Source organism: Telluribacter sp. (assembly GCF_035998675.1).
GTDB lineage: Bacteria > Bacteroidota > Bacteroidia > Cytophagales > Spirosomataceae > Telluribacter.
This window is the reverse complement of the sequence record NZ_DASYHI010000024.1, coordinates 260,641-284,980: the sequence shown is the minus strand read 5'-3', so window position 1 is coordinate 284,980 and position 24,340 is coordinate 260,641. Positions and strand designations below refer to the sequence as shown.

General features: G+C 51.0%; 26 protein-coding genes. 13 read left to right on the top strand and 13 right to left on the bottom strand.

Annotated features, from left to right (window positions below; genetic code table 11):
• Positions 1 to 60: 60 nt before the first annotated feature.
• The 6 genes from VGN67_RS22880 (at position 61) to VGN67_RS22855 (ending at position 4,776) form a co-directional block, all read left to right on the top strand.
• Positions 61 to 1,143, top strand: a complete 1,083-nt coding sequence (locus VGN67_RS22880) for a hypothetical protein (RefSeq protein WP_327489566.1) — start codon at positions 61 to 63, stop codon at positions 1,141 to 1,143.
• Positions 1,144 to 1,369: 226 nt separating this feature from the next.
• Positions 1,370 to 2,275, top strand: coding sequence for an alpha/beta hydrolase (locus VGN67_RS22875; RefSeq protein ID WP_327489565.1), 906 nt, complete (start codon positions 1,370 to 1,372; stop codon positions 2,273 to 2,275).
• A 5-nt stretch (positions 2,276 to 2,280) separates the two neighbouring features.
• Complete coding sequence (locus tag VGN67_RS22870; protein ID WP_327489563.1) at positions 2,281 to 3,300, top strand: PDDEXK nuclease domain-containing protein; 1,020 nt, start codon at positions 2,281 to 2,283, stop codon at positions 3,298 to 3,300.
• Positions 3,301 to 3,364: 64 nt separating this feature from the next.
• Positions 3,365 to 3,760, top strand: a complete 396-nt coding sequence (locus VGN67_RS22865) for an iron chaperone (RefSeq protein ID WP_327489561.1) — start codon at positions 3,365 to 3,367, stop codon at positions 3,758 to 3,760.
• Between the two features lie 2 nt (positions 3,761 to 3,762).
• The gene (locus tag VGN67_RS22860; RefSeq protein ID WP_327489559.1) at positions 3,763 to 4,179 is read left to right on the top strand and encodes a DUF1801 domain-containing protein; all 417 of its coding nucleotides are present in this window, start codon (positions 3,763 to 3,765) and stop codon (positions 4,177 to 4,179) included.
• 132 nt (positions 4,180 to 4,311) lie between these two features.
• Positions 4,312 to 4,776, top strand: a complete 465-nt coding sequence (locus VGN67_RS22855) for a nuclear transport factor 2 family protein (protein WP_327489557.1) — start codon at positions 4,312 to 4,314, stop codon at positions 4,774 to 4,776.
• Positions 4,777 to 4,814: 38 nt separating this feature from the next.
• Here the strand turns inward: VGN67_RS22855 and VGN67_RS22850 are convergent, their stop codons facing one another.
• The 4 genes from VGN67_RS22850 to VGN67_RS22835 form a co-directional block, all read right to left on the bottom strand.
• Entirely contained in the window at positions 4,815 to 5,516 is a 702-nt protein-coding gene (locus VGN67_RS22850) for a DUF1080 domain-containing protein (RefSeq protein WP_327489555.1), read from the bottom strand.
• A 111-nt stretch (positions 5,517 to 5,627) separates the two neighbouring features.
• Positions 5,628 to 7,388, bottom strand: coding sequence for an SMP-30/gluconolactonase/LRE family protein (locus VGN67_RS22845; RefSeq protein WP_327489553.1), 1,761 nt, complete (start codon positions 7,386 to 7,388; stop codon positions 5,628 to 5,630).
• Between the two features lie 182 nt (positions 7,389 to 7,570).
• Positions 7,571 to 8,488 (bottom strand): PfkB family carbohydrate kinase, encoded by a 918-nt coding sequence (locus tag VGN67_RS22840; RefSeq protein ID WP_327489551.1) that lies wholly within the window; start codon positions 8,486 to 8,488, stop codon positions 7,571 to 7,573.
• A gap of 47 nt (positions 8,489 to 8,535) precedes the next feature.
• Positions 8,536 to 9,720, bottom strand: a complete 1,185-nt coding sequence (locus VGN67_RS22835; RefSeq protein ID WP_327489549.1) for a hypothetical protein — start codon at positions 9,718 to 9,720, stop codon at positions 8,536 to 8,538.
• A gap of 179 nt (positions 9,721 to 9,899) precedes the next feature.
• On the opposite strand from VGN67_RS22835, the gene cysS reads away from it, so the two are divergent.
• From cysS to VGN67_RS22815, 4 genes are read left to right on the top strand one after another with little or no spacing between them, the layout of a single operon-like run.
• Entirely contained in the window at positions 9,900 to 11,393 is a 1,494-nt protein-coding gene (gene cysS / locus VGN67_RS22830; protein ID WP_327489547.1) for a cysteine--tRNA ligase, read from the top strand.
• A 6-nt stretch (positions 11,394 to 11,399) separates the two neighbouring features.
• Positions 11,400 to 11,933, top strand: a complete 534-nt coding sequence (locus VGN67_RS22825) for a DUF192 domain-containing protein (RefSeq protein ID WP_327489545.1) — start codon at positions 11,400 to 11,402, stop codon at positions 11,931 to 11,933.
• 2 nt (positions 11,934 to 11,935) lie between these two features.
• On the top strand, positions 11,936 to 12,967 hold the full coding sequence (locus VGN67_RS22820; protein ID WP_414717360.1) for a M28 family peptidase: 1,032 nt from the start codon (positions 11,936 to 11,938) through the stop codon (positions 12,965 to 12,967).
• Positions 12,968 to 12,971: 4 nt separating this feature from the next.
• Positions 12,972 to 13,364 (top strand): hypothetical protein, encoded by a 393-nt coding sequence (locus VGN67_RS22815; protein ID WP_327489541.1) that lies wholly within the window; start codon positions 12,972 to 12,974, stop codon positions 13,362 to 13,364.
• 2 nt (positions 13,365 to 13,366) lie between these two features.
• Here the strand turns inward: VGN67_RS22815 and nadD are convergent, their stop codons facing one another.
• The 6 genes from nadD to VGN67_RS22785 form a co-directional block, all read right to left on the bottom strand.
• A complete protein-coding gene (gene nadD, locus VGN67_RS22810; protein WP_327489539.1) occupies positions 13,367 to 13,939 on the bottom strand; it encodes a nicotinate (nicotinamide) nucleotide adenylyltransferase in 573 nt (190 codons plus the stop codon).
• Positions 13,936 to 14,523 (bottom strand): guanylate kinase, encoded by a 588-nt coding sequence (gene gmk / locus VGN67_RS22805; protein WP_327489537.1) that lies wholly within the window; start codon positions 14,521 to 14,523, stop codon positions 13,936 to 13,938. Before gmk ends, nadD begins: the two co-directional genes overlap by 4 nt.
• 385 nt (positions 14,524 to 14,908) lie before the next feature.
• Positions 14,909 to 15,496: a sigma-70 family RNA polymerase sigma factor gene (locus tag VGN67_RS22800; RefSeq protein ID WP_327489535.1), complete on the bottom strand. Its 588-nt coding sequence runs from the start codon at positions 15,494 to 15,496 to the stop codon at positions 14,909 to 14,911.
• Between the two features lie 250 nt (positions 15,497 to 15,746).
• Positions 15,747 to 16,247: a hypothetical protein gene (locus tag VGN67_RS22795; RefSeq protein ID WP_327489533.1), complete on the bottom strand. Its 501-nt coding sequence runs from the start codon at positions 16,245 to 16,247 to the stop codon at positions 15,747 to 15,749.
• Complete coding sequence (mreC, locus tag VGN67_RS22790) at positions 16,244 to 17,086, bottom strand: rod shape-determining protein MreC (RefSeq protein WP_327489531.1); 843 nt, start codon at positions 17,084 to 17,086, stop codon at positions 16,244 to 16,246. The genes VGN67_RS22795 and mreC overlap by 4 nt, the downstream gene beginning before the upstream one ends.
• A 79-nt stretch (positions 17,087 to 17,165) precedes the next feature.
• On the bottom strand, positions 17,166 to 18,191 hold the full coding sequence (locus VGN67_RS22785; protein ID WP_327489529.1) for a rod shape-determining protein: 1,026 nt from the start codon (positions 18,189 to 18,191) through the stop codon (positions 17,166 to 17,168).
• A gap of 207 nt (positions 18,192 to 18,398) precedes the next feature.
• Here VGN67_RS22785 and VGN67_RS22780 point away from each other — a divergent pair, with 207 nt between their 5' ends.
• The 3 genes from VGN67_RS22780 to VGN67_RS22770 are packed head-to-tail and all read left to right on the top strand — an operon-like array spanning position 18,399 to position 21,553.
• On the top strand, positions 18,399 to 19,901 hold the full coding sequence (locus VGN67_RS22780) for a GH3 auxin-responsive promoter family protein (RefSeq protein WP_327489527.1): 1,503 nt from the start codon (positions 18,399 to 18,401) through the stop codon (positions 19,899 to 19,901).
• A gap of 39 nt (positions 19,902 to 19,940) precedes the next feature.
• The gene (locus VGN67_RS22775; RefSeq protein ID WP_327489525.1) at positions 19,941 to 21,104 is read left to right on the top strand and encodes a 1-deoxy-D-xylulose-5-phosphate reductoisomerase; all 1,164 of its coding nucleotides are present in this window, start codon (positions 19,941 to 19,943) and stop codon (positions 21,102 to 21,104) included.
• Complete coding sequence (locus VGN67_RS22770; protein ID WP_327489523.1) at positions 21,101 to 21,553, top strand: hypothetical protein; 453 nt, start codon at positions 21,101 to 21,103, stop codon at positions 21,551 to 21,553. Before VGN67_RS22775 ends, VGN67_RS22770 begins: the two co-directional genes overlap by 4 nt.
• 8 nt (positions 21,554 to 21,561) lie before the next feature.
• Here VGN67_RS22770 and VGN67_RS22765 read toward each other — a convergent pair whose 3' ends face one another.
• From VGN67_RS22765 to VGN67_RS22755, 3 genes are all read right to left on the bottom strand, one after another.
• A complete protein-coding gene (locus VGN67_RS22765) occupies positions 21,562 to 22,326 on the bottom strand; it encodes a glycosyltransferase family 2 protein (protein WP_327489521.1) in 765 nt (254 codons plus the stop codon).
• Positions 22,327 to 22,430: 104 nt separating this feature from the next.
• Positions 22,431 to 23,246: a glycosyltransferase family 2 protein gene (locus tag VGN67_RS22760; RefSeq protein WP_327489519.1), complete on the bottom strand. Its 816-nt coding sequence runs from the start codon at positions 23,244 to 23,246 to the stop codon at positions 22,431 to 22,433.
• Between the two features lie 69 nt (positions 23,247 to 23,315).
• Positions 23,316 to 24,290, bottom strand: a complete 975-nt coding sequence (locus VGN67_RS22755; RefSeq protein WP_327489517.1) for a glycosyltransferase family 2 protein — start codon at positions 24,288 to 24,290, stop codon at positions 23,316 to 23,318.
• Between the last annotated feature and the right edge of the window lie 50 nt (positions 24,291 to 24,340).

The window sequence follows — 24,340 nt, the reverse complement described above, 5'->3', positions numbered from 1 at the left end:
AATCGGTAGGACCGTAGATTTACCACTTTCTACCCTTACAAAAATCTGTTGATACTCCCTATGAAACTTCTGATTATTGGCCTGTTACTAATTATTTCAACAGAGTCTTTTTCACAAAGACGTATTTATGAAGAAAATTCTCTCCGGCGTCGTAATCAAATATATGTTCCCCTATCTGATACTAACAGCTTATTCATTGCCTTCAATCATTGGCAGGAGTTAAATGCGCAGGCGGATATTGATTCGCTGGTACAGCTGTTCAAAAAAGACTGGGCCATTTTCAAAGCGGCTAATTCTTCACCTGAAGAATACCATAAACTACTATATGTTTTAGATAAGAATGGTCAGCGTTCTTTTAAGCCTGTTCCTTATCCGGGTCAAAGCTTAGATTTCAGGGTAGAACAGGATTTAGTCATACCAGCCTATTCGGGACCTGATACTCTTATCATCGAAAAGCAGATTAGCTCTGCTAATACGCTGCAGTTACCTCAGAATATTCGCTACTACTTTATTTTGAACCGCTTTGAAGAGATAGACCACTATCAAAACATCAATAATTATATTCAACAGGCTAATGCCCTGGCGGCGGCGCATCCCAGAAAGAAGGTACTGGAACCTCGTTATATGAGCTTTGTTTCTTTGGACTCTACATCTACTTTTCCAGTTACGGCCCGAGGGTATTCATCTATGCCTAGTAAAGTTATAAAGCTAGGAATGGGAGCTGGCTTGGCACGCAATCAGTGGTATACTAGCCTTTCTGGTGAAATAACTGTTTTACCAGAGTTAAAACGTACTGGGCTTAGGGTTGGCTGGGATGAATATTTCTTTTTTAGGAACGAGGATAACGCACCCACACGCATTATACGGAATTCTTTTCTTAATGTCGGCTTAGTACTTTTCCATCCTTATCCCAGAACTAGTAAGACCAATTATAATCCGGCTCCTCCCGAAAGAGGTGCTTTGACGTTAGGCTACTTAGTTAATAGAAATGGAGATTACTTTACAAAGAATACTTGGCGCCTGGCCAGTAGAGTCAATGTCGCCAGGCGTATTAACATTGAGCCCGAACTATACTGGAATGGGCTATTCAGAAACGTCTACCCAGGTTTAAGGTTGAACGTTGCCTTCTTTACTAACGAATAGTGTTTGCTTAGAAATAAAGAATCAGCTCTCTGGGTATGTAAATGGAAGTAGCAAGTCTAGGCTGCTTTACAATGAGTAAAGAAAGTGTAAATTCGCTATACAAAGCTTTTTCTGTCGCAACTGCTGTTGCTCACCAGCCACTTATTCGTAAATACCTCATTCACTGGTAATATCACCAGCAAAGGCATAAAACGAGTACTCTTTTTAATAACTAACCATCAACCAAATGAAACCTGTACTTGTAGCATTACTTATGTGGTGGGGGTACCCGATGTATGCCCAGACAGCTAACTCCGGAACAGCCTATACCGAAATCAGCGCTATACCCTACTACCAGGGTGCCGACCAGGACACGGCCAACCATAAACTAAACCTGATACTACCCAAAAACGTAACGAAGCCGCCGCTGCTGATCTGGATTGGGGGCGGAGCCTGGTCGTACGTTAATCGGAACATGGAGATGGATGTAGCCCGAAAGATGGCCGCGAAAGGCTTTGCGGTGGCTTCGGTCAGTCACCGGCTCAGCGCCGCCACCTGGAAGGACCCGGCCCTGAACACCGGCATCAAGCATCCTGAACACATCAAAGACATTGCCCGGGCCATTAAGTACCTGCACGCCAATGCCGCCACCTACGGCTACTCCGACCGCAATATATTTGTGGGAGGGTACTCGTCGGGTGGGCACCTGGCGGCCCTGATCGTAATGGATGGGCAGTATCTGGCCAGCGAGGGCTTGTCCAAAAGCTTGATCAGGGGCGTTATCCCCATGGCAGGTACTTACGACATCGGGCATTACCACCAGGTACTGACCAGCGGCAACGGACTGGCCTTTGCGGACAATCATATAGGCAGCGTGTTTGGATTAACCCCCAAAGAGTTTGAACTGGGCTCCCCCTCCAGTTATATCGACGGCCTGGCTACCCCCATGCTGCTCGTTTCGGAGACTAATACCTTTAAGTACACGCGGTTATTTGAAGACAAGCTGCGGGAAGCTAACTACTCCGCGCTGGAGGTTGTGCATGTACACCGGCTCAACCACGGAGAGCTGTGGAAGAACCTTTCTTACGCACCGGAGAGCATCTACCGGGATCTGATGGCTGATTTCATAAAGAGAAATTCAGAAACCTTGTAATTTTCATGGAGCTGTCCGCTTTACAACATTCATTTATCGCCGAAATCAAAGCAAAAGTTCGGCAGGCGCAGTACGAGGCCTTGCAGGCGGTAAACGTGCAGTTGATTAACCTGTACTGGGAAATAGGCCGGTCTATCGCCGACAGGCAGGCCGAAAGCTGGGGCAAAACCCTGGTACCTACTCTATCCCGCGAGCTTCAAAAAGAATTTCCGGGTGTAGGCGGCTTTTCGGAAGGGAATCTATGGTTAATGGCTCAGTTTTACTCTGAATATCAAGGTGTTATAAATCTCGTACCATTGGTACGAGAAATAAGCTGGAGTAAGCACATAAGTATTTTGAAAAAGTGCAAAGACAACCTGGAGCGGGAGTTTTATATCAGGGCAACGCGGAAATTTGGCTGGACGAAAAATGTTCTCATCCACCAAATCGAAAATAAAGCGTACGAAAAATATCTGCTTAACCAGACCAATTTTGAAAAAACGCTACCCGATGCTATAAAGAATCAGGCCCATCTGGCAGTCAAAGACGAATATACCTTTGATTTTCTAGATCTGGCCGGGGAGCATTCCACAAGTCAGTTAGAAGGTGCTTTGGTACAGAACATCCGGAATTTTTCACTGGAAATAGGGCATCAGTTTACCTTTGTGGGCAATCAGTTTAAGATTCAGGCCGGGAGCAGGGAGTACTTTATTGACCTGTTGCTTTACCACCGCCAATTGCAATGTCTGGTAGCGATTGAACTGAAAATAGGGGAGTTTATGCCGGAGTACAAGGGAAAAATGGAGTTTTACCTGTCGGTCCTGAACGATAAAGTAAAATTGCCGCACGAAAACGATGCCATCGGGATAATTATCTGCAAAGAGAAAGACCGGACCGTTGTGGAGTACTCACTCAAAACAAGTACTATGCCCATTGGTGTAGCCACCTACACCACCACCGCAAAACTACCCCGGCAGTACCAGGACTTACTGCCCGACAAACAGGAAATCACGGATAAAATCAACGAGTATTTTGGAGAGAAATAATGATTACCTTGGTAGCCGGTAATATCACCAGCTACGGCAGAAACACTATTACCTCTCAAACCCGATGAACACAGCAACAGCCGATGTAGACCAGTACATAGGAGGTTTCCCGGAAGAGGTTCAAACGCTCCTGGAACAGATTCGGGCGCTTATCAGACAGGCAGCCCCTGACGCCACGGAAAGCATCAGCTACGGCATACCCGCCTACTACCTCAACGGCCGACAATTTATATACTTCGCCGGCTACAAGAAGCACGTAAGCCTGTACCCGGTGCCCCGCCAGCACAAAGCCTTCGAACAGGTGCTTATGGAGTACAAAGGCAGCAAAGGTACCGCGCAGTTTCCTCTCAACCAGCCCCTGCCGGTGGACCTGATTACGGACGTTATAAAGTTCAGGCTTCAAGAGAATCAGGAGAAAGCCTCCCAAAAGAAGGCCGCTCCAAAGCCGCAGGAAAGGTAAGTATGGCAAAGACCGGCAAACCTACCACCGAAGCGCAGGTACTTAAGTACTTCCAGCAGCTGGACCACCCGCTGGCCGAGGTAGCCGAAGCGCTACGAAAAGTTATCCTGGCGGCAGACCCCACCATTGGCGAGCACATCAAGTGGAACTCACCCGCTTTTTACTATACCGGCCCGATGAAAGCCTTTGACCCTAAAGAATACAAGCGGGACCTGGTGGTATTTAACCTGCACAAAAAGGACGCGGTACTGCTGGTATTCCCGACCGGCGCAAAGGTGAATGACCCAAGCGGCATACTGGAAGGTACCTTTCCCGACGGCCGGAAAACGGCAAAATTTACCCATATGGACGAGGTAAAGAAGCAGGAAAAAGACCTGCAGACCGTCGTAAAAGCGTGGCTGGCGCTGGTGGAAAAATGAAGTACCTATGAACCTGTGCCTGGTGGCTCCGTTTTATACTGCATAGACTAGTGTTGAACATCACCTGGTATAGCAAGCAGCAAGTACCCAAACAGACCTGTAACAAGGTACCTACCTAATTCTTTACAAGCTATGAAACCTCTGCTTCGGTTGCTGATTTTAACTTTTCTGTACGGGCTGTCTTTATCTGGCTCCGCCTACGCCCAGGACGCCAGAAAAGAAGCGCTGCAGGTAGCGCACGATCTCTTTGCCGCGATGGAGAAAAGCGATACTACGGCATTTCGGAAGCTGTTTCTGCCCGATGCTATGGTATATACCGTTAGGGAAAAAGAAGGGCAACCTATCCTGGCCAGCCGCTCACCTTTTACGGATAAATTCCGGCCCGGCACCGTGATCAAGGAGCGGATGAAAGCTACCGGCGTGGAGGTACAGGTACAGGGGCGCATGGCCGTGGTATGGGCTCCGTACGATTTGTGGGTCAATGACGTCTTTTCGCACTGCGGGGTAGATGTATTTACGCTGATCAAAACCAGCGAGGGCTGGCGCATAGCTTCTCTGTCGTACACCCTGGAACAGAAGGGCTGCGAGGTACCCTAAATTCCTTCCCGTACTTTGGTTACTTTTCCGTAAGTCTCCTACTCGCTCAGCTTCTTAATGGGCGTGAGCTGTACTTTCCGGAACTCTACCTCCGAGCCTTCGGCCTGCAGGGCTATTTGTCCCTGGCTGGCGGTGGCGTCGTAGCCGTAGTTGACGAAGTCGCCGTTGACCCACACCTTAATGGAGTTGCCCAGGCACTCGATGGTCATCTTGTTCCACTCGCCCACGGGCTTTTCGGAGCCGTCGGTCAGGTTGGGGATGCGGCGGAGCTTGTCACCATTGACACCCCACTTCTCGCGCGGACCGCGGCGCTTTTCCATATCAGGTACCACAATATCTTCCTGAATACACCAGAAGTCGCCGGCGTTGGTGTGCATCATCTGTACCTCGACGGACTTCGGAAACATATCGTACAGCGCCCGCGGTGTGGACACAAACACCAACGCGCCGCAGTTGCCGGGCTTACCCGCAAAACGGTACTCCAGCTCGAAGCGGAAATTCTGGTAGGAGGCGTCGGTAATCAGGTGGCCGCCGGGGGTACCCAGGCTCACCAGCATTCCGTCCCGGACAATGAACGGCATCCGGGCCTGGGGGTTCTTATCCATCTCGGGTACGTCGGCATGCCAGCCGGTCAGGTCTTTGCCGTTAAAAAGGCTGCGGGTCTTCTGCGCCTGGGCGGGTAGGAGCGTGGCTGTATAGCTGGCGACGAGGAGGCACAGCAGGAAGAAAGTCTGTTTCATTGGGAGCATGAATTATTCAACAAAAAACCAAAGGTACCAAAATATTTACTCACCGTGTCCCCCGCGCTGGTGATAACAGCGGCAATGGCACAACCAGCGGACTGGCGGGCCTCAAAGCTTCGGCGTAGCGGGTTTGTTGGGGCTTTCGAAGCCGTTGGCGCCGCGTACGTTCAGCTTGCGGCGGTACACTTTGTCCACGCAGCTGATGTACAGCGTGTCGAAGTTGGGCCCGCCCAGGCACAGGTTCGACACCTGGCCTTTGGTAACAGGTACCGGCAGGATGGCATTCACCCGCCCCAGCTGATCCATGATCTGCACGCCCGTCAGCGTTGTTACGTACACGCGCCCGTCGCGGTCGCATTTAAGGCCGTCCGACCAGGCGTTTTCGTCGGTGTCCCGCACGTGCAGCCAGCCGTAGCGCTGCTTGTGAGCCAGGGTACCGTCGGGCTGCACCCGGTACACCCACACCCAGTGCGAGGTTGATTCGGTGACGTACAGCTGCGTCTGGTCCGGCGAAAGCGCGACTCCATTGGGGTACTTAAGGCCTTCGTCCACAATTACCCTCACCCCGTTCGGGCGGATCAGGTACAGCTTACCGGGGCGCTCCCTGCCGTCGGGGGAGGTCACGTAAATATTGCCCTGATGAGACACCACCACGTCATTACCCGGCAGACTGTCCGCTACTACCCTTTCCTTCCCCTTCGCATCGTAGCTCAGGATTTGTTTCGTTCCACCCGCTACTACGTACCGCTGGCCATCGGGCCCGAAGGCGGTACCGCTGCCTCTTTTGGAATTCAGCGGTAGGGTAGTTAGCTTACCATCCAGCCCCACCTTGTAGGTTTTGGAATTAGGAATATCCTGATAAAATACTTCTCCCGCCGCGTTGACCGCGGTACCTTCGGTAAAGGCATAGCCCTCGCCCACCAGCTCCCAGCCTTCCTTGTCCGGCAAAATATCGCTCAGGAACTGGTTTTTGGAAACGCCCGCTGTGATGGATGCGGGGTAGTCCCGCCAGAGCCACCGCATGGCTTCGGGAAATACGGCCATGCCGTGTTTGTTGCTGTGCCCGCCTTCGCCCCAGGTATGTTTTACATCGTAGCCCGCAAACCTGAGCGAGCGCTCCATGCTCTCATTGGCTTTCCACCAGTCGCCCGCGTAAATATTGAGGTCATTGGTACCATCCTGCAAAAAGACCCGGATGGGCTTGGGCTCGTACTTACGGAGCAGCGTGGTATAGCGGTCGGCGCCGCGCAGGCCCACGTAGGTACCTATGGCGCTGAATACCCGCGTAAAAGCGTCGGGACGCTCCCAGGCGGCGGTGAAGGCGCACACGGCCCCACTGCTGGACCCGCCAATGGCCCGGTCGTTGCCGTTTTTGGAGAGGCGGATGGCGCGGCCGTCGCTGGTTTTCTGCTTTTCAACCTCGGGCAGGATTTCTTCCAGAATAAAACGCGCGTAGGCGTCGCCGAGGCCGTCGTACTCAAAACTACGGTTATAGCGGTCGAGGGCGGCATCGGTCCGGGTTGCCCGCACCCGTCCTGGCGTCACGAATACGCCGATGGTAACGGGCATTTCGCGGCGGTGAATGAGGTTGTCAAATACCGTCGGGGCTTTCCACTGGATACCGTCCTGATTCACGTACACGCAGGCGGGTTGGTCGGGGCGGTACTGGGCCGGTACGTACACCCAGTATTCCCGCCAGGTACCGGGGAATATTTTAGAGTCTTCGAAGGAAAATTTAAGTACTTCGCCCTTAGGTACCCCGGCCTGTTCCACCGAGGCGGGGTCTTCGGGGTAATTTTCGACAGGAGCCTGGGCATAAAGCAGGAACGCAGGCAGGAAAAATCCGGCCAGAAGAAGCCATTTCTTCATAGTAAGGTAGATTTAGGAGAAGCTTTGTAACGGACACAGGACGAAAAGCCATCCCTCTCACAAAGCCTCCCTAGTACTTCTTCTACCTCCTCCTGCACAGTTTGGCGTAAAGTTCTTCCGCTGGTCGTGTGCCTCCCGGCCGGGTACTTAGTTACGGGCTAGTATAGTTGAGTAAGATAATCTTAGTGAATCTCAAAGCTGGCCAGCTTTACAAACTCAAGCACACGGTTATTGACATCCTGCTCGGTTAGGTTAACGATACGCTCGGTACCGAATTTCTCCACGCAGAACGACGCCATGGCGGACCCGTAAATAATGGCCCGCTTCATATTTTCAAAAGAAGTATCGTCGGTGCTAGCCAGGTACCCGATAAATCCACCGGCAAAGGTGTCGCCCGCTCCGGTCGGGTCAAATACTTCTTCCAGCGGCAGAGCCGGCGCAAAGAAAATCCGATCGCCCTGGAAAAGTAACGCGCCGTGCTCGCCTTTCTTGATGATCAGCGTTTTGGGGCCCATTTTCATGATTTTGGCGGCGGCTTTGCGCAGGGAGTACTCCTTGGACAGCAGGCGGGCTTCCTCATCGTTGATGGTCAGGACATCGACCATACCCAGTACCTGAATGAGGTCATCCCAGGCTACATCCATCCAGAAGTTCATGGTATCCAGCATGATGAGCTTGGGACGCTTGTGCAGGCGCTCTATCACCATGCGCTGAATAGCCGGGGCGGTATTTCCCAGCATCAGGTACTCACAGTTCTGGTAAGCTTCCGGAATGACCGGATCAAAGTGTTCCATTACGTTCAGCTGAATATCCATGGTGTCGCGGGTATTCATGTCGGTATGGTACTTACCCGACCAGAAGAACGTCTTTTCATCCTGCTTTATCTGTAGCCCGTCCGTATTGACCCCGTGGGTCTGCAGCAGGTTTATCATGTCCTGGGGGAAATCGCCCCCTACTACGGCGACCAGGTTATTTTTCTGGGTAAAGTAAGAGGCAGCTAAGGTAATGTATGTAGCAGCACCTCCGATAATCTTGTCGGTTTTTCCAAATGGTGTTTCAAGGGCGTCAAACGCTACAGATCCTATGGTAAGAAGACTCATTTTGTATTGTTAAAATTAAAAAGTAGCTAAAGTAGTTGATGTAGTCATTATATAATCGGATGGCGCTTAAACTCTTTGGTGCGGTCAAAAAGGTAGCGGTAGGTAATATGGGTCTTGTGAGGAACGCCCCCGAGCATCTTGGCGAAGTTCATCATTTTGGGGTTAAAATCTCCAATCCAGTTTAGCTCCAGGTGTTTGTACTGGTAGTTGGTGGCCCAGGCTATTTTAGAGTAAGCCAGAGCTATGGCCGACTCGATACCCTTTTTCTGGAATTCGGGGGTTACCCCAAAAATCACCCCAAAGGCCTTGTTGTTGGTCTTCATTAACTTATGGTAAAGAAACTTCAGCTTGCCGATCCAGTCCAGCTTTCCGTTGACATACTTAAAAATCTGATTGAGTTCGGGAAGCATGATAAAGAAAGCCACGGGTTGTCCTTCGTAGTAGCCAAACCACATCAGCTCTTCATCCAGGATGGGCTTCATGCGGTTCATGAGCGCTTTTGCCTTATCAGAGGTCATATCCGCTACCCCCAGGTGGCTCGCCCAGGCTTTGTTATAAATGGTCCGGAAGTCTTCGGCAAACTTGTCCAGGGTCTCTTTCTTTACGTGTGTGAACTCATAGCCGGGAGTATTGAATATTTTTTCGGCCCGGGCAAATACCGCCGGGTGCAGCAGCGGGCGCACCCGCTTTTCTTCCATGGGTAAATAGTAGGTATACTGCTCAAAGTACGTCTGAAAACCGTACGCGTCAAAATAAGGGCGGTAGTAGGGCATGTGGTACCCCATACCGTAGGTAGGTTCTTTTTCGTAGCCATCTATGAGTAAGCCCCAGTGGCGGTCGCGGTCGCCGAAGTTGATGGGGCCGTCCATGGCTTCCATACCACGGGCTTCCAGCCAGTCGCGGCAGGTATTGAACAGCAGAAAGGCCACGTCCTGGTTATTGACACACTCAAAAAAACCCATTCCCCCCGTGGGCTGGTCGTTGCCTTTTTCGGCCAGCTTCTGATTATAAAAAGCCGCTATGCGCCCTATAGTCTGCCCGGTTCCGTCCAGCGCCAGCCAGCGTATGCACTCGCCGTCGCTGAAAAGCTTATTTTTCTTTTCGTCAAATACCTCCTCAATATCTTTGTCCAGCGGACGAATCCAGTAAGGATTATTGCGGTAAATCCGGACGGGGAGCTGCAGAAACTCAGAGCGCAAATAAGCATCGTTTCCTACTTCTACTATTTCCATAGCATTACTAATACAGGTACGGACGGACGGTCCGGTAGCGATTCGTTTTCAGAATAATAGCTGCGAATATAGCGAAATCCACCGAATAGGGCGGCAGCACGTTGGGTTAGCCACTATTTTTAGAGGTCAATCCTTAACAAATGCTTAGTTTTGCAAAATAGAACCAGTTAGAAATAAGCATGAGTGACCAGCCTCTGAAGCTATATAATACGCTTAACCGCCAAAAGGAAATATTTACACCTCTTTCTCCCCCCTACGTAGGGATGTACGTGTGCGGCCCCACGGTTTATAACAATGTACACCTGGGCAATGTACGTACCTTCCTGACCTTCGACACGTTGTTCAGGTACCTGACCCATATCGGCTATAAAGTACGGTATGTACGGAATATTACGGATGTGGGCCACCTGGTAGGTGATGGCGACGAGGGAGAAGACAAAATAGGCCGGATGGCCAAGCTGGAAAAGGTGGAGCCCATGGAAATAGTGCAACGCTATACCAACGATTTCCACCAGGTAACGGCTACTTTCAACTTACTGCCGCCAAGTATAGAACCCACCGCCACGGGTCACCTGATTGAGCAGATTGAAGCCGTGCAGAAGCTGATAGCGGAGGGCCTGGCCTATGAGTCCAACGGTTCGGTTTATTTTGATATTATTAAGTACAACGAAGGCGGGCATAACTACGGAAAGCTGTCGGGCCGGGTACTGGACGACCTCCTGAACGAAACCCGTGAGCTGGACGGACAAGCCGAAAAGCGGAATCCGCTGGACTTCGCCATCTGGAAAAATGCTTCCCCCGAACACATCATGCAGTGGAACTCGCCCTGGGGCAAGGGCTTTCCGGGCTGGCACCTGGAGTGTACCTGTATGAGTACTAAGTACCTGGGCAAGCAGTTTGATATCCACGGCGGCGGTATGGATCTGAAATTCCCCCACCACGAATGCGAGATTGCACAGGGTACCGGCCTGACGGGCGTAGACCCCGTGCGCTACTGGATGCACTCCAATATGCTGACGGTGAACGGTCAGAAAATGTCCAAGTCGCTGGGCAACTCCTTCCTGCCACACGAGCTCTTTACGGGAAGCCACCCGCTGCTGGACCAGGCGTTCAGCCCCATGACGGTACGCTTCTTTATGCTACAGAGCCAGTACCGCAGTACCCTCGACTTTTCAAACGATGCCCTGAAAGCGGCACAAAAAGGCTACAAACGGCTGGTAAACGGGTACCGGGTACTCAAGCTGCAGGAGTTTATGGAGGAAGAGGACGTAGCCATTGACGAAAAGAAAAAGGCGGATATCGAGAATTCGGTGCGGGGTTTTTACGAAGCCATGAACGACGATCTTAATACGGCCGTTGCCATTGCGCAGCTGTTCAACCTGGTTAAGTACGCCAATATGCTGTACCTCAATCAGCTCAAGTCCGCCGCTTTGGGCAGAGAAACCTTTGAGTTGCTAAAAGAAAAATTTGTTCTCTTCTTTGAAGATGTACTGGGCCTGCAGGAGGAGAAAACGGCCGGCGATGCCGTGCTGGGTGGTATGCTTAGCCTGTACCGCGAGTACAAGGCCGCTCAGGAGTACGAAAAAGTAGATGAGATTCGTCTTTATTTCAAAAATCAGGGCCTGGTGATTCGTGACATGAAGCACCGCATCGACTGGGCCTACGAAGAATAAAAAGTTATGGCTCGTAATCGTCAATCTGGATTCGCGCTGATTCTGCTGGCCGTTTTTGTGCTCGTCGGCATCGGCTATGTAGTAGTACCTTTTCTGAACGACCGCAAGGCCAACACGGAGGCTACCACCGAAGAAGGTAGTACCAGTACCGGTAGTAGTGCGCCCGTTTACACCAAAGAAGGAGAAGTGACTTTTTTGAGAGGCGGTACGCCCATTAAGAGGATTGACGTTGAAATAGCGGAGAATGAGGCGGCACGAAACCAGGGACTGATGTACCGCCCTTACATGCCCGATTCGGTAGGGATGCTGTTTATATTTGAGCAGTCGGAGCCGCAGTCATTCTGGATGAAAAACACGGCTATCCCGCTGGATATTATCTATGTGAACGAAAACAAAACGGTTGTTTCTATCCAGAAAAACACCACGCCCTACTCGGAGCAAGGCCTGCCTTCGTACGAAAGCGCACAGTTTGTGGTAGAAGTAAACGGAGGGTTCACCGACCGCTACGGCATCAGGGTAGGTGATACTATTTCTTTCTAAGAATGTATATGAACTTAAAAAAAACAGCCAGTTTGCTGCTGGTACTAACAGTTGGGCTTACGCTGGGTTGTAACACCAAAGATTCTTCCGAACAGACCACCGGACAACCAACCGACGCTCTTGTGCAGGCTCCCACTTTCAGTGCTGATTCCGCCTATGCTTTCGTGGAGAAGCAGGTTCAGTTCGGGCCCCGCGTTCCGAATACGGCCCCGCACAAGCAAACCGGCGACTACCTGGTAGCTACCCTCAAGCAGTACGGCCTGCAGGTGACGGAGCAGCCCTTTACAGCTACTACCTACGATGGCAAAAAACTCGCCGCCCGCAATATTATCGGGAGCTACAACCCACAGGCCGCCAAGCGGCTTATGCTGGCAGCCCACTGGGACTCACGCCCTTTTGCCGACGAAGACTCTACCACCCGTACCAGACCGGTACCGGCCGCCAACGACGGGGCCAGTGGCGTAGGGGTACTGCTGGAAATAGCGCGGGTACTCAGCCAGGTCAGCCAGAAGCCGGATATCGGGGTAGATATCGTATTTTTTGACGCCGAAGACTGGGGGAACTCGCAGAAAGCGCAGGATAAATTCAGTGGGTTTTGCCTGGGCTCGCAGTACTGGGTGGCCAACCGGCACGTCCCCAACTACACTGCTTACTTCGGCATATTGCTGGATATGGTCGGTGCCAAAGGAGCTACGTTTCCCAAGGAAGGGTATTCCATGCAATACGGAGCCGACATAGTTAACCAGGTGTGGCGCATCGCCAGCCAGCTTGGCTATAACCAGTACTTCATTGAGCAGCGCGGACCGGCCATTACCGACGACCACGTACCCGTGAACGAAACCGCCCGCTTCCCCATGATTGATATCATAGACCTGCGGATTAATAACCTAAGCCGGACGTTCTTTGAAGACTGGCACACCACCGAAGACGACATGGACAACATTGACCGGAGTACCCTGAAGGCCGTCGGACAAACGCTCCTGCAGGTGATTTACCAGGAAGCACCACCCGTTGAGGCCCAACCTATCCAGTAACACCATGAGACTTTTTTCAACCGTAGCTTCTGCCGCTCTTATTGTACTACTGCTTGCCTGTTCGTCGGCTCCTGAGAAACTGGGCCGACTTGACCTTGAAAAGTGGCGACAGGACCGGGGCGGGTGCAAAGGAGACCGCGCCACTCAGGTTGATGACTTCAAAGCCGAACAGAAAGCCCTGGTCGGGAAGTTTGCCAACGAAGTAGGTGAGTTACTGGGGCGGCCGGATATCCATCAACTGGGCGGTCGTAATCAAAAGATGTACGTTTATTTTCTGGATAAAGGTACTCACTGCGAAGACATCACTAAAAAATCGTATGCTCCCAAGGTAATTCTTCGTTTCAACGCCATTGGGCTCCTCAACGAGATTACCTACCAAAGCCAGCCCCTGGAGTAAGCTCAGACGTAAAATTTTTTGCGGATAATCATTTCCTCTACTACCTCGGGTACCATGTACCGGATGGAGCGCCCCTGGCGGATACACTCACGGATATACGTTGCCGAAATATCCAGCAAAGGGGCCGGAACAAACCGAACCGCCGGGTGCGCAGCAAAAGCGTGGGGAGTGGCCTGGGGGCGCGGGTAAACGTACAGCCCTACGTACTCGAGTATTCTGTCGTGGTTTTTCCAGTTGGTAAACTGCGCCAGATTATCCTCTCCCATGATAAGCCTGAACGTATGCTGGGGGAATTTCTCCTGCAGGCGCACCAGCGTATCAATCGTGTAGCTGGGCCGGGGCATGTGGAATTCGGCATCGGTCGCTTTCAGCAGCGCATTGTCAGCAATGGCCCGCTCTACCATATCAAAGCGGTCAAACTCGTGCAGTAAACTTCGGGTTTTCTTGAAAGGATTCTGTGGACTTACCACAAACCATACCTGTTCCAGGTCAGTAGCGGTAGCCATGGTGTTAGCAATAATAAGGTGGCCAACGTGAATAGGATTGAAGGAACCAAAAAATAACCCTACTTTCATAGTAAGGGCGGGGTCTGGGTAGCGGTAAAGTCTTGTACGATTTGCTCGGCCTTGCGCAGGGTTTCTTCCAGGTCGTCATTGACAAGTACCTTGTCAAATTCATGTTCAAAACTCAGCTCATAGCGGACTTTAGCCAGCCGCGTGTTCAGGGTAGCTTCCGTTTCGGTTCCACGGCTGTTAAGGCGCCGACGGATTTCGTCTTCGGAACTTACTTTCACAAAAATCGCCATGGCCCGATCGCCGTAGGCTTCTTTGAGCTTAAGTCCCCCTTTAACGTCCACGTCAAAGAGTACGTGTTTGCCTTCGCTCCACAGGCGCTCAATCTCAGATTTGAGCGTGCCGTAGTAGTTGCCGGCGTACACTTCCTCCCATTCCGCAAAATCCTGATTCGCGATATGCTTCCTGAACTCCTGAACCGACAGGAAATAGTAGTCCCGTCCGTGTACTTCGTAGTCGCGACGCGACCGGGTACAGGCTGATACAGAAAAAGCAAGTTTTGAAGAATATTTGGTCAGCAGATGCCTGACTATCGTAGTTTTACCTGAGCCGGAGGGGGCAGAAAATATGATTAGTTTTCCTTCCAACTTTGCCTGATCAACTATTTACCTTAGTCTTAATAGTCGCAATCAGATTCTCGGGGCAAGGCTTACGTAGTACTTTGCTATTCAGTGCCTCCTTGATGCATTTTTCAAGGTGGTAAGTCTGGATACATGGCATGCACTTATCCATGTTTAACCTGAAATGTTCTTTCTCACTCTCAGTAGCTTCGCCATCAAGAATAGCCTGAATCTTTTTGATGCATTCAGCATGATGCTCACAGTGGTGCTTCATTGGCTGTTCTTGCTTTTCTCCCTCAGCAGAAGGCCTGTTAGATGGTGCATTCATCACAAATTCGGTATCGTAAAATTAATTACAAGTGGTATGGTTGTACCCTGATAACCACAATGGTCCCTGAAAAAGTTTCATGACTCAGGCATCATACCCCATTGAACCTGCATAATTTTTTAATTTTTCTTTCAATAAGTTACGGGCACGGTGCAGGCGGGAACGTACCGTACCAATGGGAATGTCCAGAATTTTGGCCATTTCCTCGTAAGTAAACCCTTCAATATCGCAAAGAATAATAACTGTTCTGAAATCAACGGGCAGAGAATTAAGCGCAGTGGCTACTTCATCACCAATCAGATCCTGTACGGCATCGGCCCGCAAATCTACGGTATAGGTAGCATCGGCGGCTTCTTCCGAGTTGTAGGTTGTTTCTACCTCCTGGTAATCAACTTTGGACGGCTCCTTGCTTTTTTTGCGGTAGTCGTTGATAAAGCTGTTTTTCAGGATTCGGAACAACCAGGCCTTGGCATTAGTACCCTGCTCAAACGAGGTGATAAAACGAAAGGCCTTCAGGTAGGTGTCTTGCACCAGGTCATTCGCATCGTCCTCATCGGTAGTAAGGCGAAAGGCAAAATTGTACATCGAATCTATATGCGGCATGAACTCACGATTGAAAACTTCATATCGTTTATCATCCGAGTATCCTTCTTTTATAGGTGCTTCTGACATGGCAACTGACATAGGTATGCTGAAATACAAATTTTAGCACAGTCCCGAACACCAGCAACGGATATTTGATGAACGGAAGACGGATAAAATCAGCGATGATTTACCGTAGACTGCATTTAGAGGGTTTTTTATAACTAACCAATTACCCGGCAAATGGTTTACCGCGAATTGGGGACTATAATACAGGTAGCTACATCAAATTTCGCGCCAGCACTTTTGAAAGCGGCCAAATTGTCAGATGACCACCGGTTTAGCGCCGGGAGAAAAACTGAAAAAGTAAAATCACTACCGTAGTAAAGATACTGCTGGCCACGATCCGTAACAACGTATAAAGTACCATGCCGAAATGGCTCATTTCTATCAGAAACAAGGCGCTGTGGTGCACCAGCACCAGGGAAAAAAGGAAGGTTATGTACGACCCTATTCCCAAAGCCTGGATACTTATGGTACGATCGGCTCCCTTGGCCTCGAACTGCAGCCGGATCAGGGCCGGACGAAGATAAGCCACCAGCAAGGTCGCGGCGGCGTGCATACCCAGTGTATTATAGAATACATCCACCGCTATGCCCGTAACAAAACCAATGAGAAGCAGGGCGGTCCGGTTAGTTTCAGCGGGAAGTAGCAGTACACCGGCAATGTATACAAAGCAAAAAGCATAGTCAAAGAGTACCAGGTTGCGCATGACCAGTATCTGTAAGGCCAGGTACAGCAGGAACCACAACGAATACTGTACTATTTCTCGTAAACTCATCGGCGCTCGTCTTCTATGCGTTTTTGAAGTTGTTCCTGCTCAGGACGCAGGCGGTTTTGCACCACATACACGTAGGACAGATTTCGGAAATCAGTAGCTAACTGAAGGTCAATATCGTAAAAGGTCTGGTCCTGCCGGACCCCAATGTTCTTTACGGTACCTACCATAATACCCGGCGGAAATACCGAGTTAAGGTTAGAGGTAACAGCCGAGTCGCCTTTCTGGACCGGCATATAACGTGATACATCCACCAGCTCAATAACTTCCGGATTTTTACCATCCCACTTGGCAGTACCAATTTCATTGCTTCGTACCAGACGGGTTGACACCATAAACTGCGAATGCAGAATGGACGTGATTACGGAGTAATGTTCCGAGCAGAACCGTACCTTGCCTACAACCCCCGTTGCCGAAATCACCCCCATACCAGGTCTGATCCCCTCGGCGGTACCCTTATCAATGGTGATGTAGTTGTTGGCCCGGTTGGTTTCGTTATTGACTACCTTGGCCACCCGGAAAGCAAAGCGGCTGGCAAACAACGAGTCGGGCTGATAGCCGGCGGGAGCGTCGGTCGGCTGCTGTTGCTGAAGCCGGGCGACCATCTGGTTCAGGCGTACGTTTTCTTCGGCCAGGTGGGCATTTACATCTTTCAGGTTGGCAAAGTCACGGGCTGAATTGGAAAACGCCAGTACCTGGGCCACATAATGGTTTGAGGTATTGAAGTAGGTAGCTCCCCAATACGAGTTATTCTGGACAATCAGCCAAAAACTGAAAGCCTCCAGTAACACGAATAGAATAAAGTTTCGGTTCCGGGAAAGGAACTCAACGAGTTGAAGCATGGGCCAAGTAGCTCACAGAAAGCAGCTTACCAGGCAGGAGTATACTGGTCCTGCCTGGTAAGCTGTGAACAATCCATCACTAAGTAATCAAGACTGGCTTGTATAATTCAAGATTTTTCAAGACCTCGCCGGTACCGCGCACTACCGCTTTCAGCGGCTCGTCGGCCACGTGGATCGGGAGCTTGGTTTTGGCCGCCAGGCGCTTGTCCAGACCATGTATCATGGCGCCACCGCCCGTCAGATGGATACCGTTTTTATAAATATCGGCGGAGAGCTCCGGGGGAGATATTTCCAGTGCTTTCATGACGGCCTCTTCGATCTTGGAAATAGATTTATCGAGCGCGTAAGCAATTTCACTGTAGGTTACCTTAATTTCTTTGGGAATACCGGTCATCAGGTCACGACCCCGGATTTCGTAGTCATCCGGTGGTGAATCCAGTTCGGGCAGTGAGGACCCAATGGCGATTTTGATCATTTCAGCCGACCGCTCTCCGATTAGCAGGTTGTGCTCGCGACGCATGTAGTCAACAATGTCGCGGGTAAAGACGTCACCGGCAATACGAACCGACTGCTCACACACGATACCCGAGAGCGCGATTACGGCGATCTCGGTGGTACCTCCTCCGATGTCCACGATCATTACCCCGTTGGGCTGCGTAATGTCAATACCAATACCGATAGCCGCGGCTATGGGCTCATGTACCATGTACACTTCTTTGGCACCAGCGTGCTCGGCCGAGTCCTTGACGGCCCGCTTTTCCACCTCCGTAATACCCGAAGGAATACAAATTACCATCCGGTGGGAGGCCGAAAAAAAACGACTTCCCGAGTCGATCATCTTGATCATACCCCGGATCATCATTTCGGCGGCGGTAAAGTCGGCAATTACACCGTCTTTAAGGGGACGAATGGTCTTTATATTTTCATTGGTCTTCTCATGCATCTGCATCGCCGTGTGGCCAATCGCCAGTACCTTCCCACTTGTCTTGTCAATAGCGATGATGGAGGGTTCATCTACCACCACGGTGTCTTTGTGAATGATAAGGGTATTGGCAGTACCCAGATCAATAGCGATGTCGCTCGTCAAAAAATCAAACAATCCCATGTTTACGCTGATAAAAAATACACTTGCTTGGATTTCAGGATTGCAAAATTAAAGATTATTACCCACAAACAAAGGTATTTCAATAATTTCCCTAAACAGATGTAAATCAGGTACTAATCCAAAAGAGTAAATAGAGGAATAACCGATATTCTCTACCGGATATTCCATACCGGATATTTTCTAAATACTATTTACCTTTGCCTAACTATGGGAATAAGATCGCTCCTGAGCCGGCCATTGGCTCAATATATCGTACAGCAGCAACAGGAATGGATTGTCCGCAGCGAGGAAGTACAGAAGATATGGCGCCGGACACTGGTGAAAAAGGCCGCCGGTACGCGCTTTGGAAAAGATCATTACTTCAAAGATATACATACCTACGAAGATTTTAAACAGGCCGTACCCGTCCGGGACTACGAAGACCTGAAACCTTACGTGGAATATATACTGGCGGAGGAGTCGGATGTCCTGTGGCCGGGTAAGCCCCTCTACTTCGCCAAAACTTCCGGTACTACCTCAGGTACCAAGTACATTCCCATTACGCACGATTCTATCTCCAATCATATCGATTCGGCCCGTAACGCGCTGCTTACCTATATTCATGAAACGGGCAAGTCGGAGTTTCTGGACAAGAAACTGATCTTTCTGTCGGGGAGTCCGGTGCTGGACAAAAAGGCGGGAATTCATACCGGAAGGTTATCGGGTATTTCCAACCACCACGTACCGGGGTACCTGCGCACCAACCAGATGCCCAGCTACGAAACCAACTGCATTGAAGACTGGGAAACCAAGCTGGACCGCATCATTGACGAAACCATTGACCAGCCCATGTCGCTCATTTCGGGTATTCCGCCCTGGGTGCAGATGTACTTCGACCGGATTATGGAGCGCACCGGCAAAAAGATAAAAGACGTTTTTCCGGATTTTTCGTTGTTTGTGTACGGAGGGGTCAATTTTGAACCTTACCGCGCCAAGCTCTTTGACTCTATCGGAAAAAAGATTGACTCCATTGAGCTGTATCCGGCTTCGGAGGGCTTTCTGGCTTACCAGGACTCCCAGGATGAAGAAGGACTGCTGCTCCTGCTGGATACGGGTATTTTCTTTGAATTTATTCCTGTCGAAAATTATTTTGACCAGAACCCGAAGCGCCTGTCAATCGGGGAGGTGGAAACAGGGAAAAACTACGCCGTGGTCATTAACAGCAACGCCGGACTATGGGGCTATTCCATTGGCGATACCGTTAAGTTTGTATCAACCCAGCCGTACCGGGTTATCGTGTCGGGCCGCATCAAGCATTTTATCTCCGCTTTTGGCGAACATGTCATTGGGGAAGAGGTTGAGAAGGCCCTGCAGTATGCCATGGAACGGCACCCCGAAACCGGAGTTGTGGAGTTTACCGTAGCGCCCATGGTAACACCGCCCGAAGGTGGGCTGCCCTACCACGAGTGGCTCATTGAGTTTGCTACGCCCCCCCAGAATCCGGAAGCCTTTGCGCAGGATTTGGACCGTCGGCTCACCGAGCTGAACGTGTACTACGACGACCTGATTACGGGAAGTATACTGCGGCGGCTGGTCATTACCCCGCTTCCAAAGAATGCCTTTATTGACCATATGCGTTCGCAGGGAAAGCTGGGCGGCCAGAACAAAGTACCCCGCCTTTCCAATGACCGCCAGATTGCCGATAGCCTGCGTTCCCTACCTAAAAAATAAAGCCGCCGCAAAAGCCGCTTGAAGAAGAATAAAAGTACAATGACCCCAAAAAGAATAGCCCTGCTTGGCTCGACCGGCTCTATAGGCACCCAGGCCCTGGAAGTAGTAGAGGCCCATCCGGACGCCTTCTCCGTAGAGGTACTTACGGCGCAGAATAACGCTGATTTGCTGATTGAACAGGCCATCCGGTTCTGTCCGCGAGCAGTAGTTATCTGTAACGAAGACCTATACCAGCGGGTAGCTTCGGCGCTGGTACCGCTGGGGATTGAGGTACAGGCCGGAATGGCGGCGCTGGCCTCGGTAGTCGAAGCAGACTACCTTGATACGGTACTTACGGCGCTGGTAGGGTATTCGGGCCTGCTGCCAACGATTCAGGCCATCAAGGCCGGGAAGCACATTGCCCTGGCCAACAAAGAAACCCTGGTTGTAGCCGGCGAAATGATTACCACCCTGGCCCGCGAGCACGGGGTAGCTATTTACCCCGTTGACTCCGAGCACTCCGCTATTTTTCAGTGCCTGACGGGGGAGGAGCAAAACCCCATTGAGAAAATAATCCTGACGGCTTCGGGCGGACCCTTCCGGGGCAAAACGCGGGAATTTCTGGCTACGGTAACCAAAGCGCAGGCTCTGAAGCACCCCAACTGGAGCATGGGAGCCAAGATTACCATTGACTCGGCTACGCTGATGAATAAAGGTCTGGAGGTGATTGAAGCCAGGTGGCTATTTGACCTGCGGCCGGAGCAGATTGAGGTAGTGGTACATCCCCAGAGCATTATTCACTCTATGGTGCAGTTTGAGGATGGTAGTATCAAAGCCCAGATGGGCCTTCCTGACATGCGGCTTCCGATCCAGTACGCCCTCAGCTGCCCCAACCGGCTGAAAGCCGATTTCCCGCGTTTTGATTTTACCAGGTACCCCTCCCTTACTTTTGAACAACCCGACCGGACTACGTTCCGTAATCTGGGACTGGCCTACGAAGCACTGGAGCGCGGAGGTAATACCGCCTGTATCATTAATGCCGCCAACGAGGTAGCGGTAGCGGCCTTCCTGAACGATGAAATCGGATTCCTGGAAATATCGGAGATTATTGAGGCCTGCGCCGATAAGGTTTCCTTTGTAGCCAGCCCAACTTATGATGACTACGTACTGACCAACGAAGAAACCCGCCGGATTGCTACGGAGCTGGTACGGGAGAAGGTATGAGCACTAATGACTTGTTGAAATACCTATCCGTAGCGCTGGCCAGTGCGCTCAAATTTGTAGGCGGACCGCTTACGGGGGTAGCTTTGGGCCTTCACTGGCTCGAAACCGCCCTCTGTACCCTCATCGGCATGATGTTCAGTGTGGTGGTAGTTACCTATGTGGGCAAAGCCGTACAGGTGCTGATAGCACGCTGGCGCAAAAAACCAGGCCGCCGGTTTAGTGCCGCAAGCCGTCGGGCGGTACGCATCTGGAAACGGTTCGGGATTATTGGCATTGCCATCATGACACCCCTGCTGTTCACGCCCATTGGCGGTACCATCATAGCCGTAGCCTTTCGGGTACCCCGGCCCAGCATCTTTTTATGGATGCTTCTCAGTGGTTCGGTCTGGGCAGTATTCTTTTCCTACCTGACCTACCGGCTCGTATTTTTTCAAATCTGGTTTAAGTAAGGGCTACCCTACCGGCTTACTACCTGCTGGGGTGCCTTGGACTTTTTCATGAAATCACCCCGCGAGAAGTACTTCTCAATCAGGCAGTACATCAGGATAAAGAAGTACCGGCTGCCCATTTCCTTGATTTTTAACTTCGACTCGCCGTACTTCCGGTTGGTCCAGCTGTTGGGTACTACGGCGTAGTTGTAGCCCCGCACCATTGCCTTAAGGGGTAGCTCAATGGTAAGGTTGAAGTGGGGAGAAAGAAAGGGCTTTATTCCCTCTACGGTTTCGCGTTTGTAGAGTTTGAAGGCGTTGGTAGTATCGTTGTAGCTGATACCCATGAGCATTCGCACGATAAAGTTGGCTACGCGGTTAATCAGCTTTTTCGTTTTGGGGTAATCAATCACTTTCCCGCCCGGCTCCCACCGGCTTCCGAAAACACAGTCGTAGTCGCCATCCAGCATTTTAAAGTAAAACTTCACCAGATCCTCGGGGTCATCGGACATATCGGCCATGAATACTGCCACACAGTCGCCAGTAAAACGCTCCAGGCCGTAGCGAACCGCATAGCCAAAACCATTGGGCCCCAGATTAGTGTAGTACACCAAAGTAGGAATCTCAATGGTCAGTTCGTCGAGTACCCGCAGGGTACCATCCTTGGAGTTATCGTTGGTGACGCATATTTCGTGCGGTATGTTGTACTTTCTTAAGGTACTATACAGAGTCCGAAGGGTATCTGGTATCGACTCCTCTTCATTATAGGCCGGAATTACAACGCTGAGTTTCATAGTCTTCAAAAAGGTGACGGTACAGGAATCAGGAATATGGATATAGGTTAAAGCGGATTTGTCAATATACGCAACTTATTTTCAGAGAAACCAGCCAAAGCTGCTTATTGTTTCAACTCCCGTAGTTGCTGCTCGTAGCGGCCAACAGTAGCCGTTACGGTTTTCTCATAACGACCACCGAGCCATCGATTTACGTTCAGAAACATCTGCTTCCTGTTTTGGAGAAAATAAGGATTCGTAGCGGCATGTATGTTACTCAGCCCGCCCCGGTGCTTTCGGTAAACCCCCATGTCGTCCGGCAGGTACCCGATGTTACCGCGGGCGGCCAGTTGTATCACCAGCGCCCAGTCGCCGGCGGCAGCCTGGTGGTGCCAGTCGGCGAAGGGATCGGTCCGGAAATAGTTACGGTACAGAAGGCTGGCCGTCGCCACAAACCAGCGGTCTTCCAGCAGGTCTTCCACCGTAGACGTCAGCTTCTGGTCAGGCGGATTGAAAAAGTGTTCCGGCGAGCCGTCTTCGTAGATAACGCGCACGTTATGATGACAAAGGGCGTAGTCGGGATGGGTATCCATAAACTCCACCTGCTTCTGCAGCTTATGCGGGTCGGTCCAGTAGTCGTCGCCTTCGCACAGCGCCACGTACTCACCCCGGCAGGCTTTCAAAAGGAACAGTACGTTATTTCGCCCCCCAAACTCGCGGGGTTCCTGCGGCCCCAGGTTGTGGGGGTGCAGGTAAGCCCGGATTCGCTCAGGATACCGGCGAGCATACTCCTGTATAATTCCGGGCGCTTTATCCGTAGAGCCGTCGTCGCCGATGACTATTTCATACGAAAAAGTAGTCTGTTGCATCAAGGCACCGTCCAGCATCCGGGCGATGTACTTCTCGTGGTTATAGGTAGGTACACAAACAGATACCTTCATAAGAAAGCGACCGGACCGGTGGTTAATAAATCGTGCAACTTTTTCTTTCGGGCAGAGAGCAACGGGTACTTAACGGGTACTCTCACGCATACGGTGTGGCAGCAAAGCAAAAAAACTATAGGTACTTACCATCCATTTGGGCAGGATGTAGTCCCGGCATAGCTCCCGCAGTTCGGTAGGTGCCGGATTTTTCAAATACATATAGCGCAGCGCCAGCCCGGCCCGGCGGAAATAGGTTTTGCTGTACTGCCGCGCGTCGAGCAGCATCCGGTAGTAGCGGGCTATGTTGCGCCGGAGCGTCCGGTCAAACTCGTAGTTGGTTTCTTTGTTGATACCGCTGTACATCATAATGCGGTTTTGCAGAAAACGGGCGTCGCGGTAGTGATCCTTGAAGCTGGCTCCGGCTTTGTTTTTACGATAGACCGACATATTTTCGGGCAGGTACCCAATGGGGCCCTGCTTTGCCAGTATTACATAGCGGGGTATATCGCCACTCGTCGACTTCAGAAACCAGTCGGGATAGTACATGAGGCCATTCCGGAACATCACGGCCGAGGTGGCCATGAACCAGATCTCATCTTCCCCAATCAGGTCGGCTACGCCAATTACCGCTTTTTGGTCGGCCCGGTTCACTTCTTCGGTGGGGGAGCCGTCTTCGTAGGTAATAAAGGCGTTGTGAAAGCAGGCGGAGTAGTCAGGATGGGCCTCCATAAAATCTACCTGCTTCTGTAGCTTATGCGGATTGGTCCAGTAGTCGTCGCCATCCAGGGCGGCTATGTACTTTCCTTTGGCTAGTTTAAGCGTTTCAATGGTATTAAAAAGCCCGTTCTGGCCCAGGTTACGGGGATGCAGCACGGCTTTGACCTTATCGGGGTACTGGCGCTGGTAGTCCAGGATAATATCACGGGCTCCGTCGGTAGAAAAATCGTCTCCTACCAGAATTTCGTAGTCGAAATCTGTTATTTGATTCAGCGCGCTCTCAATGGTTCTTCCAATAAAAGCAGCCTGATTGTAGGTCAATATGGTTACGCTGACTTTCGTCATGTACTGGTATAAGGTGTGGTACCACCCGCTGCCTGGTACCTGACACTGGC